The following is a 12,923-nucleotide window of genomic DNA, read 5'->3' as shown; positions in this document are numbered from 1 at the left end:
TCATATCCAAAATTATATTTAAAGTGGATTATGAGAGAACAAAAACCAAAAAAAATTGCGATTGTAAAGCTATCAGCACTCGGCGATATCGTGCATTGCGTTATAATTTTGCAATTTATTAAAAAGCACCTGCCAAATAGTGAAATTTCGTGGATTGTGGATAAAAGATTTAGCCAAATTTTACAAAATCATCCACTCATAGATAGACTTTTAGTGCTGCCTTTAAAAGATGGAAAATTAAAAGAGTGCGCAAAGGTCCTAAGAAATGCCGGGGATTTTGACGCCGTCATCGACTTTCAGGGGCTGTTAAAATCGGCAATAATCACAAAAATGCTTGGAAAAAACAGCTACGGATTTAATATGCAAAGCACAAAAGAGGCTGTGGCTGGGCTATTTTATAGACACAAGCTAAATATTGGCTACAACGAAAATATCATTATTAGAAACCTATCACTTGCTGCGTTTGCTCTTGATTTTAGCTTTACTCAAGATGAAATTTTAGCCAAATCACCCTGTTTTAACGTAGAAATTTTAGATGAAAAACGCCCACAAAAACGCATAATCATCGCTCCATTTGCAAGTGAGGACAGCAAGTGCTACGATAAATTTAAAGATGTTATAAATATGCTAAAAGAGTATGAAATTTTTATCACTCAAGGTAGTCAAAAAGAGCTTAAAAATGCTAACGAACTAGCCTTAAACACTCACGCAAAGGTGCTAGAGAAGCTAAACCTTAATGAACTTACCCAAAAAATCGCAAACGCAGACTTGCTAATAGGCAACGATAGCGGTATCACGCACATAGCCTGGGCTGTAAATGTGGCTTCCATCACGCTTTTTGGCAACCGCCCAAGCAGGAGAAACACCTATATAACAGAGCGAAATTTAGTCGTTGATACGGGCAAACAGCCAGACGCAAGAAGCATAAACAAAAACGACTTTTGCATAAGAGAAATTTTGCCCGAAACCATCGCAAATTTTGCCAAAAGGTTGCTGCGTGGATAAGTTGTATTTAGCCCTTTTTTATATCTTTAAATTTATTATAACAATAACTCCAAATAGCGTTCATAACGCGATTGTCAAGTTTTTAGCCTCTATATATATGAGACTTAATAAAAGGCGTTTTAAGGTTGTGATGACAAATTTAAACTTGGCGTTTGGTGATGAAATTTCAATGCAAAGAAAGCTAGAAATAGCAAAACAATGCTATATAAATTTTGCAAAATTTTTAGGCATTAATTTTATTAAAAATCAAAACACTACAAAAGAGAAGGTTTTAAAAAAGGTTTGTTTTAAAAACGAAAATTTTTTAATAGAAGCAATAAATTCAAAAAGACCCGTCATTATATCTACTGCACACTTTGGCGAGTGGGAGCTGTTTAGCCTTGCTATGGCGGCGCGTTTTGGGGCTGTATCGGTTTTAGGCAGGCGACTTGATAGTAAAAGTATAGATAAAATTTTAAATGCAAATCGTACCCAATTTGATGTAGAACTAATCGATAAGCAAGGCGCAACAAAAGGCATTTTAAAAGCCCTAAAGCAAGGTCGAATAGTGGGAATACTAGTCGATCAAAATACAGCGAAAAGCGATGGAATTGAGATTAGTTTTTTTAACAAAAGAGTTCTTCATACACCTTCTGTTAGCATATTTGCGCAAAAGACAGATGCTTTAATCGTCAATGCTTTTATTAGCCAAATTGATGAAAACTTAAGTGAAATTTGCTTTTTTGAGTCTATTGATATAACAAAATTTGATAAAGAAAATGCCATCAAACTAGCCACACAAGCCCAAGCTGATGCCTGTGAAGCGATGATTAGACAAAAACCTGATGAGTATTTTTGGTTTCACAGGCGCTTTAAAAGATTTTACAAGGAAGCCTATCTGTGAAACTAAGCATCATCATACTCACGTTTAACAGTGAAAAACTTTTATCCGAGGTGCTAACTAGCACAATGTTTGCGGACGAAGTAATAATAGTCGATAGTGGTTCAAACGATGATACATTGGCTATTTGTGCGAAGTTTGAAAATGTGCGAGTTTTAAAACAAAGTTGGCTAGGATTTGGTGCTCAAAAACAATACGGCGTAGATAACGCAAAATTTGAGTGGATTTTCGTGCTTGATAGCGATGAAGTTATCACAAACGAGCTAAAAACAGAGCTTTTAGATGAGTTAAAAAGCCCGAAATTTAAAGCTTATAAAGTAGCCAGGCTAAACTATTTTTTTGGCAAAAGCATAAAATCTATGGGTCTTTACCCAGATTTTTCGGTGCGTTTTTTTAATAAAAACTACGCAAAATTTGACGGACGAGAAATCCACGAAAAGGTCGTTTTAAATGATAAAAACGGCGATTTTGGAACGCTTAAAAATCACTTTATCCACTATGCTTACGACAGCGTAGAGCAGTTTATAAACAAGCAAAATCGCTACTCATCACTTGGCGCTAAAAAAAATGTCCTAAAAGCGATTTTTAACCCATTTTGGACATTTTTTAAGTTATTTATTTTAAAGGGCGGTTTTAAAGACGGGTGGCGTGGATACGTCATCGCAAGACTTTATGCCCAGTACACATTTTGGAAGTATATAAAATGAAAATCCTAATCATAAAATTTAGAAATATCGGCGATGTTTTACTCACAACTCCGCTTATTGATAATCTGCGTCATCACTACCCAGACGCCGTGATTGATTTTGCCCTAAATAGTGGCACAGAAGCGATGATAACGGATAATCCAAACGTGCGAAAAATTCACATTTATGATAGAAATGCTAAAAAATTTGGACTTTTTAAACGCATAGTAACGGAGCTAAAATTTATAAACGCTATCAAAAAAGAAAAATACGACATCGCTATACAAACTACAACTGGCGACAGGGGCATAATTATCGCAAAATACGCTAAAATCAAAACAATCGTGGGCTTTTGTGGCAAAAACAAAACGATAAATAAATTCATAACTCACAAAGTCCCTAAAATAGACGGACTTACTCACATTGTAGATAGAAATTTAGCCACGTTAAATGCCCTAAATTTAGCCATTATTAGCAAAAAAGTAAGCATATTTTTTAATCAAAACTTAGCCCCAAATTTACCGCCAAAATTTATTCATTTTCATCTGACAAGTCGTTGGATGTTTAAGTGTGTAAAAGATGAAGTTATGGCTAATCTTATTGATTTTTGTGAGAACGAGCTAAAAATAAAAGTGGCAATCACAGCTGATAAAAACGAAGCCGAGATGAAAAAAGTAGCCGATGTTTTAGGGCTTTGCAAGTCAAATCCGCTAAATTTAGCGGGCGTTTTAAGCCTAAAAGAGGTTGCTGCTTTAAATAAAAAAGCCACCATTTTTGTGGGCGTTGATACAGCCATAATGCACATTTCAGCCGCAAACGATGTACCAGTCATCGCGTTTTTTGGCCCAAGCGGCGCCTTTGAGTGGGGTCCGTGGGATAACTCCTTAGTGCAAAGTGGCTACATCAAACGAAACGGCAACCAACAAATGGGCAAACACAGCGTATTTCAAAAAGACTGGGAGTGTGTACCATGCGAGATGGATGGCTGCAATAGCTCAAAAACAAGTCGTTGTTTAATGGAATTTAATAACGTAGATGAGATAAAATCAAAAATAAAAGAGAAAATCAATGAATACACTTCACACTGAAACCCTATATAACTGGGGCGGGCAGCAAAACAAAATCATAAATGAGATGATTTTTATGCGTGAGTTAGGGCATAACCCAATGCTCTTTTGCAACCCAAACTCTGAAATTTCTAAAAAAGCAAAATCACTTGGATTTAACGTCTTTGAGTGCGAGATGAATAAGAAAAACTACCATAAAACAATCCCGACACTTTGTAAATTTATAGATCAAAACAATATAAATTTAGTAATATCAAATGGCTCTACCGATAGCTGGGTGGCTGCCATTAGTGGCTTATTTAAACGAAAAAACGGGGTAAAATTCATAAGAGAAAAACATAATGAGTTTCCCATAAAAGGGATTTTAAGCCGTTTTATGCATAGAAGTTTATTTGATAAAATCATATCAGTAAGCCCAAATACAACAAAACTTTTGACAAGTATAGGTGTAGATAAAAACAAAATAAGCTATATCCCAACTGTTGTCAATCATCAAGCACTAAATGATGTCACATCAACTTTCAAACAAGAATTTAAAATAGAAGATGATGTTGTAACAGTAGGCATGTTTTCTGCAATCACAGAACATAAAGGCGCATTTAATCTGGCAAAATCGCTAAAACTAGCAATGAGCCACAATGATAAAATAGTCGGCATATTTGCTGGTAATGTAAGCAAAACTACTAAAGAAAAGATAATTGAAATTTTGGGCAAAGAACTAGCAACAAGAGTAATATTTACTGGGTTTAGATCCGATATAGCAAATGTTATAAAGGGTATTGATATATTTGTATTTGCATCTCATACCGAAGGTCTGCCAACTGCAATGCTTGAAGCTATGGCATTATCAAGACCCATGATAGCTTTTGATAAAGAGCCAATGAATTTACTTTTAGAAGACAAACGCGGTATATGTGTGCCTTTTTTAGACGATAATGAACTTTATGAGACCATTAATCTATATATAAGTGATAAAAATTTAGCCAATCAATATGGTAAAAATTCATCCGAATTCATAAAACAAAACTACGACTATACAAGTTTAAAACAAAATTTAAAAATACTTTTGGAGAGCCTATGAAAACACCAATATGCATACTCACAATGCACCACTGCAACCCATTAAAAGACGCAATTACAATAGCGCCTGAGCTTTTTAAAGAAGCGCTCATTTTTATCCGTGAGCTTGGTTATAACTTTATAACATACAAAGAATTTAAAGATGTGCTGTTTGGCAGGTCAAAACCTTTAAAAAATAGCGTTTTGCTAACTTTTGATGATGGATATTTTGACTGCTATAAATTTGCCTTTCCTATCTTAAAAGAGTTAAATATCCCAGCCGTTTGCTTTTTAATAACCGATACTATAACTGACTATAAACGCCAAAACTACGACATAGAGTTTAAGCTACACAATCAAATAGACTACACTCACGATATAGAGCAGTTTTTAAATTTAGACGAGATAAAAGAGATGACCGAAAGTGGTCTTTTTGAATTTGATAGCCACACAGCCACTCACTACTCTTGCAAAAGCAATGACTTGCCAATTTTAAACGATGAGTTTGACACGTCTTATAAAAAGATAAAAGAGCTTTTTGGTAAAAATAGCGAGTTTGGATTTTGTTGGCCAAAAGGGCATTTTAACGACACCTCAATGAGCTTGATTAAAAACTCAAAATATGATTTTGCATTTAGTGTTATTGACGGCGGATATTGTAATGGCGATGATAGGTTTAAAATTCGCCGTATAGATATATCAAATAACGCAAGAAGCAAGAAGGACTATCTATTTAGGATTAAAAAGAAGCTAAAGATTTACTCAACACCGATTTTGGGCGATTTGTATTCAAAATTTAGAAATAGAAATTTCAAATGAGTCTAGAAAATCTAAATAAAACCTGCCTTGAAATTTTAAAAGAGCAAAAACGCGTAATTATAGCTATGAGTGGGCTTGGAGGTAGCGGTAAAAGCACACTTGGTAAGCAGATTAGGAAAAATGGTTTTGGCAGTTTTAAGCCATATCAAATAGCTGTAATTGACGATGATGTTATGAGTCTAAATCTATTTTTTATCCGCCCAAAGATAAAATTTAAAAATGAGGATGGGTGCATTGATGATTTAAAACCATTTTTTAGGTTTTTGCCCCCATTTATAAAGCTTGTTTTTTATATAAATAAAGACCTTAATAGACTTAGCAAAGCCGATATTTTGGTGTTTGTAAGCACAGATGAAGCAACTAGAAAAGCTAGACTTAACAAAAGAGAAAAAGATATAAACAAAATAGAAAAGCTGTTAGAGACCAAAACAAATACAGATATAAAATATAAATATAGAATTGATTTTATGCTCTAAAATCTTTTAACTTTCTACCTGAAAAAAGATTGTTAATAGCGTTAAATATTGTTAAAATTTTACAAATTTGCTCATCTGTTTTAGCGTTTTTTAGCATTTTAAATAAAATTCTGTATTTAAGTCTTAGTTTTTTAAAGCCTTCTAATTGCAAAATGCCATTTAAATCTCTCTTTAAAATTTCAAGTCCTTGTTTGAAATTTTCATTTTTTAAATCAGCTTTGCAAAAAATAAGTGGCAAATAGACGCCTTTTATTTTACGAAGCTCTAATGCCATTAAAAGCTCGTTTTTGTAGTCACACAAAACATTCTTGTTTATAAAACTAGTCACATCATCATAGATAAATTTATGATCCATTATCCCCTTTAAGCTCTCAAATCCACTCGTATTGTTTTCACCTATAAGGTAGTGATAGTAAGCCTTGTTAAGCTTTACTATATTTTGTGCTTTAAAGATAATCTTTGAAATCACATTAAAATCTTCTGCTAAAAATATACCATTTGGAAATTTTACATCATTAAAAAGCTCACGTTTTATTAGCTTATTTACAGCATTATGCCTTGCATTTTTACCAAGTATTATGTTCTTAAAATACTCTTGCTTATCTATAATGACATCTTTTGTTTTAAAGTCAGTTACATACTCTTGTTTATCTTTATAATCCTTATAAAAATCCATAACAACAATATCGGCATTAAAATTTTCAGCATATTCATAAACCGCTTCATAATCAGCCGTATCAATAAAATCATCGCCATCAATAAATGCTAAAAACTCTCCACTACTAGCGTTTATCCCATCATTACGTGCAGCACTAGCTCCGCCATTTTGTTTTGAGATAATTTTTAACCTATCATCATTGTATTTATTTAAAATTTCAAGCGTATCGTCAGTGCTACCATCATTTACAACTATAACTTCTATATCTTTCATATTACAAGATAATATACTATCTACGCACTTTTTTATATATTTTGACACGTTATAAGCAGGGACTATAAAGCTTATTTTCATACACTACCTCTTAAACTTAGAATATAAATTTGCAATAAACTCATTTTGGTATATAAAAAGGCTCTTTTTTAGCCAAAAAGCACCATTTTTAACGGCTATTCGCTTAACGTAATCTAAATTTTTATCTGCCAAATTTGCCCCACGCTCTGTCGTGTAAAATATCTCATAGCCTAAATTTTTAGCAATTTTTAGTTTTTCATCATCAAATTTACCACGTGGCCAGCAAAGGTGTGTATCATCAAAGCCAAGCCGATTTTTTATCGTGCTTTTACAAAGCTCCAAATCCTCTAAAAAAGACAAATTGCCAAAATACCCATCGGTGTGTCCGTGCGTGTGAGAGTGAAAGTCGCAAAGCTCGCTCATCTTAGCCACCTCGTCCCAGTTTAAAAATAGCGAGGCTGGATTTTGGGGTGCTTGCTGTTTTGCTTGTGTGTGCTGTAAGGGCGTAAATTCCGCCTTTTTAAGGGCGTTTTGTTCGCTTGATTTTTCTATCCACTGGGTTACTAAAAATATCGTGGCGTTTAGATTAAACTGCTTTAAAATCGGATAAGCGTAGTAAAAATTATCTCGCCAACCATCGTCAAAAGTGATAAAAACGCTCTTTTTTGGCGGAGCAAATTCGCCCTTTTTATAGGCTAAAAACTCACTAGAAGTAAGCGTTTTATAGCCATTATCTGCTAGAAATTTCATCTGGGCTAAAAACTCGCTCACACTACTTGCTATAAATCCACTCTCTGGTAAAATGTGATGATACATTAAAACCACAACGCCCATAAAAACTCCGAATTTATTTTATTTTTCTGTGATTTTAGCTAAAATTAACTAAAAAATAGGTTTTTAATGATAAAAGTTATACACACAGAATGGTCTGATGGCTGGGGCGGTCAAGAGATACGCACAATAAGCGAGTCGTTAGCTCTTAAAGAAAAATACGGCGTAAATATCATCATCGCTTGTAGAAGTAACGCCAAGATAGCCACAAAAGCAAAAGAAGCTGGGCTAGATGTTGTCTTTTTTGATTTTAAAGGCGCTTTTGATGTTAAAAGCATATTTGCCCTTGCAAAATTCATCAAGCAAAACAATATAAATATACTAAACTCACACAGCGGTAAAGACACGTGGATTGGCGGACTAGCGGCAAAAATAGCTGGGATAAAGTTTATAAGAACTCGTCATCTCTCAAATGCGATAAGTAGTTCAAGGCTAAATTTTATAAATGAACTAGCAGACTTTATCATCACAACTGGCGAAAATGTAAAAGATGCTATGATAAAAAACAACCGCATAAATCCGCAAAAAATCCTATCAATCCCAACTGGCGTTGATGATACAAAATTTAGATCCGAGCTTTACGATAAAAACGAAAGTCTTAAAAAATTTGGGCTAGAAAATGGCAAAATTTACATAGGTATGCTCTCTGTTTTAAGAGCTATAAAACGCCACGATATATTTTTAAAAATAGCTCTAAACTTACACGAAAAATACCCAAATGCCCTGTTTGTAATAGTAGGCAGCGGACCACAAGAGCAAAATATACGTGATTTTATAAAAAATAACAATATGCAAGAGTATGTAAAAATGCTAGGACATCAAGAAAATACAGCTATGTTTTTAAAAGCGATTGATATTTATATGATGATATCAGAAAACGAGGGTGTCCCACAATCCCTAATGCAAGCACTACTAATGCAAAAAGCAAGTATCGCTACTAACGTAGGTAGCGTGAGCAACCTTTATGATGGCAAGAATTTTAAACTTGTTGATTTTGATGAGATAAAAATCCAAAATGAGCTTGAAAATTTACTGCAAAACAGCAACGAGCGTGAAATTTTAGAGCAAAACGCAAGAGAATTTGTAAAAAATAACTTTACAAAGGATATAATGGCTAAGAAAATTTATCAAATTTACACAAATTTATTAAAGGCAAAATAATGAATTTACAAAAAAACATCTATCAAATCTATAATTTTTCACTCTATTTATTTCTATTTTCACTACCAGTCACCGAAGGTATAAAACAGATATCATTGGCAATTTTTATAATCACAGGCACATATATTGCCATAAATGAGCGTAGAAAATTTGAGTTTGATATCATAAATATCGGGCTTTTAGTATTTATGGCTTTTACTATTTTGAGCGCATTGGTTAATTCATCACCTTTTAAAAACGTCCTTGATGTTACAAGATGTGTGATTTTCTTTTTTGTTTTAAGAGCGACAGGCATTGGCAAAATCAATCTAAAATTCGCTGTCTTATCGCTTTTTGTTGGTTTTTTAGTCGCTTTTGTTATGGGTTGTATTGTCAAATTTGGTTCAGACAATCCAACGACCTTATTTAAGCTAAAATCTATAGGACACGTAAACCACAGCTCTATTTTTATGCTTTTAGTTTTTAGTGTATCATTGGCATTTATCACACAAAAGGATAGATTTTTAAGGAATTTTAGCATATTTGTTGCAGTTGTTAGCCTTGTTGGTATTTTTATTACTGGCTCTCGTGCTACCATGTATATTAGCCCTTTTGTGCTTATTTTTACACTTGGCTATTTTGGCTTTACAAAACAAATGGAGCTTGGCAAAATTTCTTTAATATTTATTGCATTAGTAGCCATTGCAGCAACAAGCGTATTAATAACTCCAGACACAAGGATAATCTCTAAAGTAGCGCAAGGCGTTACGGCAAATGAAACGAGATATCCGATTTTTTGGTCTGCGTTTTACACATGGCAGGACAATCCCATATTTGGCATAGGCTCAGGCATGTTTAAAAGCATTGATATAACGCACTATTTTCCGGGAAATTTAGAAGTTAGGGTTTCACACTCTCACAATACATTTTTAACCTTTCTTACAGAAAAAGGTATAGTTGCCCTGCTTGGATATTTAGCTTTTCAGATTGGTCTTTTTTTAAAATTTGTAAAAAATATAAAGTCTAGCGTATTTGTGTTTTTAGCTTTTTTAGTTCTTGGTTATCAAAATGTCATCTCTTTGGCAAACACCACCTTTCATCACGAAAATGCATTACTTATGCTATTTATTTGGGCAGCGGCATTAGCGATCATAAAATTACGCACCGACCCAAAGTAATATTCTTATCACTGCCATTTTTATCTTGCAATGATAAATTATCTCTATTGTTTTTACACCCAAAAACATCAAAAAGTAAAACTTTATTTAAAAAGCATTATAAATTTTAACATTACTTTAAGTGGGGGGGGTAAAATATTACCGTAGTTTCTACAATAATTTAAGGAGTTAAAGATGAAATTTTCAAAGATTGCGTGTGTTGCACTTTTAAGTGCTAGTATATCTACGGTTGCGTTGGCTACCAAGTTAGACGATGTGCAAAACGCCAAAGCAGATGAAGCAACTAGAACAGCTGGTTACAAAGAGATCATGAAAGTTATAAATGAGCTAAAAACTATAGGTTATGAAAACTTAGCTAAATGGAATGGAGCTCAAGCAGTCAATGGTGGAGATCAATTAAAAGCAGAAGTGAATAGTAAAATTTATGCAGCTTTTGGAAGAATAGAAACATTAAAAGATAAAATAGCACCAGGATCTGACAAGTTGGAAATAAAGGGTAGTACAGGCTCAAAATTAGTAATAGGAAGCGATAAATCCATAAAAATAACCATAGCTGATGATGGCAATACGGCAGTTCAAGAAACAACTCTGACGCTTACGGACTTTGAAGGTATTAATAAAGAAAAAATAAAACAGATATTTGCCGAAAATAACAGAGATGTTTGGAAAGCATTTATAGAAGATTTTACAAAACAGCACAACATTGAACAAGAAAAAAGAAAAGGAAATATAAATATAGCAGCACTAGAACTTGCCAAGGATCTTATCAGTGATCGACCAGAATCAGTACCTAGTGTTGAAAATGAATATACAGCATACATTGAAAACAGAGATGTTATGCTAAATGGTGTCCGAGCAGATATAGCCACGAGAGAAAAAGCTGTTATAGATGCTCAAGGCAAAGTAAATGAAGAAATAAAAAAAGTAGATAATAAAAAATTAACTCTATTAAGCAAAGATAATGCTGGAATAACTAAACAATCAAAGATTATTAATGAAGAACTTACAAAACAGCTAACCGCAGCAAAAAATAAAGGTGCTACACTAGACGATATTGCAGAAAAAGTAACCGCACTAAAAGTAGCTATAAGAACGGGTGTAAAGCTACAAACTAAAACCGTAGGTGGCAGAGAGTTAACAGAAAAAGACATTGACACTATTGCTGCTGGGGGTGCAAATTTAAGTATAAATGATTTTGATAATGGAGGTGCGCAAGATTTCACAGGAGGTGATAATATCAAAAAAGTCCTAGATGCACTTATAGGAGATGCTGCCAATAATGCTGAAACTGGCGCATTTAAAGCGACAAAGGAAGCACAAGCAGAGATAACTAAAGTAACAAATAAAATCAACGACGTAAACACAGCAAATGGCGAACTTGAAAAATCTAACAAACTTATGACTAAAATAGGCAAAGTCATTGCAGAAACAACCAGCGACGTAGGTATCGCAAATGCTAAGTCAAAGGCTCTAAATGAAGCAATAAAGCAGAAGAAACCTGACCAAATCGCAAAAGCCCAACAAGAACTAAAAAACGCAGCTAATGCTCGTGCAACAGGTGTAACAAAGGTTGCAAACCTAGAAGAGAAACAAGGTGAAGTATTAGGATCATTTACTGATACTGTCTTAGCAAATGATACTGTAAAATCTATAGTAACCTCATATAATGCAAAAGAACTTGCTGATACTGCAAAAGCACTAAACACATCAATAGAGCAAAGCCAACGATCACAGAACAAAGGTACATCTACTGATATCATAATGTTTAATACAGGACTTGCTACAAACACTCGCTTAGCAAAACTATCAAACCCATTTAATGCAGACCTAGCACTAGCACAAGCTATTAATGAGCTAGAAGGAGAAACATTTGCTGATGCTGGTGATAGTCTATCAAGTGTAATAAAAGAGTATACAAATAGATTTAACCATGATAATAACCTATGGGGTAATATCTTTGGTGGTAAAGGTAAAATAAAAGACTCTGCTAATCCAAGCATTTGGGGTGTAACACTAGGTTATGATAAAGCATTTGATAACACTATAGTTGGTGGATTTATCAACTATGCAAAAGTACAATCAAAAGATTCACAAGTAAGAAGTGAATCTGATAACTATAGCTTTGGTGTATATTCAAGAAGCTACTTTGATCAAAGCGAGATAGATGCTAAGATTGGATATGGATTTGGAAGAAATGAACTAAGCAGACATGCAATGGATTCTAAGATAGGTACTTCAACAGGAAAGTATGATAGTAAATTCTTTGATGTAGATGTTGAGTATGGTTATGTATTTGGTTTAGGTAATGCTATGTTTATTAAACCTATAGCAGGTCTATCATATACTCATATTAAACATGATGGCTTTACAGAAGATGGTAATGTTCCTGCTATATTTGGTAATACAACTCTAAAGACACTAAAAGCAAAACTTGGTAGTGAGTTTAGAGTATATACTGATAATGCAGGCTACTTTTATATAACTCCTGGTGTAGAAAGAGAACTTAGTAAGAGTGCAAATGACCTTAGTGTAAAATTTGTAGGTTCTAGTAAAGATGTAGTGTTTGATGCTGATAAGAAAAAGAATACATACATTACTCTTAAGACTGGTGCTGAGTTTAAGATTACAAACAATCTAAGCACAAACATTAACTTTGGTGCAAAAGCTAAAGCAAAAGAGCAATACTATAATGGAACACTTGGAGTTTCTTATAAATTCTAAGATACATACAATAAGTATGCATACAAACATACAATAAACATACATACATACTAAACAGCTAAGACTTAGGTCTTGGCTGTTTGGAAGTATGACTTTATAATCCTAACTC

12 protein-coding genes are annotated in these 12,923 nt (G+C 33.7%); 10 read left to right on the top strand and 2 right to left on the bottom strand.

What is annotated here, in order from left to right; all coding sequences use genetic code 11:
- Positions 1-30 precede the first annotated feature (30 nt).
- Genes waaC through CMCT_RS01480 form a run of 7 tightly spaced genes read left to right on the top strand, consistent with a single transcriptional unit; the run spans position 31 to position 5,992 of the window.
- On the top strand, positions 31-1,005 hold the full coding sequence (waaC, locus tag CMCT_RS01510; RefSeq protein ID WP_034969417.1) for a lipopolysaccharide heptosyltransferase I: 975 nt from the start codon (positions 31-33) through the stop codon (positions 1,003-1,005).
- Positions 998-1,888 (top strand): lipid A biosynthesis lauroyl acyltransferase, encoded by an 891-nt coding sequence (locus tag CMCT_RS01505; RefSeq protein WP_034969415.1) that lies wholly within the window; start codon positions 998-1,000, stop codon positions 1,886-1,888. The genes waaC and CMCT_RS01505 overlap by 8 nt, the downstream gene beginning before the upstream one ends.
- The gene (locus tag CMCT_RS01500; protein WP_034969412.1) at positions 1,885-2,592 is read left to right on the top strand and encodes a glycosyltransferase family 2 protein; all 708 of its coding nucleotides are present in this window, start codon (positions 1,885-1,887) and stop codon (positions 2,590-2,592) included. The genes CMCT_RS01505 and CMCT_RS01500 overlap by 4 nt, the downstream gene beginning before the upstream one ends.
- Positions 2,589-3,659, top strand: coding sequence for a putative lipopolysaccharide heptosyltransferase III (gene rfaQ / locus CMCT_RS01495; RefSeq protein ID WP_034969410.1), 1,071 nt, complete (start codon positions 2,589-2,591; stop codon positions 3,657-3,659). The genes CMCT_RS01500 and rfaQ overlap by 4 nt, the downstream gene beginning before the upstream one ends.
- Positions 3,640-4,719, top strand: coding sequence for a glycosyltransferase family 4 protein (locus tag CMCT_RS01490; RefSeq protein ID WP_034969408.1), 1,080 nt, complete (start codon positions 3,640-3,642; stop codon positions 4,717-4,719). Before rfaQ ends, CMCT_RS01490 begins: the two co-directional genes overlap by 20 nt.
- Positions 4,716-5,516 carry a polysaccharide deacetylase family protein gene (locus CMCT_RS01485; RefSeq protein ID WP_034969406.1) on the top strand — a complete coding sequence of 267 codons (801 nt, stop codon included), beginning with the start codon at positions 4,716-4,718 and terminating at the stop codon, positions 5,514-5,516. Before CMCT_RS01490 ends, CMCT_RS01485 begins: the two co-directional genes overlap by 4 nt.
- Positions 5,513-5,992, top strand: a complete 480-nt coding sequence (locus tag CMCT_RS01480) for a nucleoside/nucleotide kinase family protein (RefSeq protein ID WP_034969405.1) — start codon at positions 5,513-5,515, stop codon at positions 5,990-5,992. Before CMCT_RS01485 ends, CMCT_RS01480 begins: the two co-directional genes overlap by 4 nt.
- On the opposite strand, the gene CMCT_RS01475 is transcribed toward CMCT_RS01480, so the two are convergent.
- Positions 5,982-7,004 (bottom strand): glycosyltransferase family 2 protein, encoded by a 1,023-nt coding sequence (locus tag CMCT_RS01475; RefSeq protein WP_034969403.1) that lies wholly within the window; start codon positions 7,002-7,004, stop codon positions 5,982-5,984. The two genes, CMCT_RS01480 and CMCT_RS01475, sit on opposite strands and share 11 nt — an antisense overlap.
- Before the next feature lie 3 nt (positions 7,005-7,007).
- Complete coding sequence (locus CMCT_RS01470; protein WP_034969401.1) at positions 7,008-7,778, bottom strand: polysaccharide deacetylase family protein; 771 nt, start codon at positions 7,776-7,778, stop codon at positions 7,008-7,010.
- Positions 7,779-7,844: 66 nt separating this feature from the next.
- On the opposite strand from CMCT_RS01470, the gene CMCT_RS01465 reads away from it, so the two are divergent.
- From CMCT_RS01465 to CMCT_RS01455, 3 genes are all read left to right on the top strand, one after another.
- Positions 7,845-8,936, top strand: a complete 1,092-nt coding sequence (locus CMCT_RS01465) for a glycosyltransferase (protein ID WP_217903844.1) — start codon at positions 7,845-7,847, stop codon at positions 8,934-8,936.
- Positions 8,936-10,093 (top strand): O-antigen ligase family protein, encoded by a 1,158-nt coding sequence (locus CMCT_RS01460; RefSeq protein WP_034969399.1) that lies wholly within the window; start codon positions 8,936-8,938, stop codon positions 10,091-10,093. The genes CMCT_RS01465 and CMCT_RS01460 overlap by 1 nt, the downstream gene beginning before the upstream one ends.
- 174 nt (positions 10,094-10,267) lie before the next feature.
- Entirely contained in the window at positions 10,268-12,814 is a 2,547-nt protein-coding gene (locus tag CMCT_RS01455; RefSeq protein WP_176324982.1) for an autotransporter family protein, read from the top strand.
- The last annotated feature ends 109 nt before the right edge of the window (positions 12,815-12,923 follow it).

The organism is Campylobacter mucosalis (assembly GCF_013372205.1).
GTDB lineage: Bacteria > Campylobacterota > Campylobacteria > Campylobacterales > Campylobacteraceae > Campylobacter_A > Campylobacter_A mucosalis.
The sequence above is the reverse complement of the archived record's forward strand: the minus strand, read 5'-3'. Positions and strand labels throughout refer to the sequence as shown.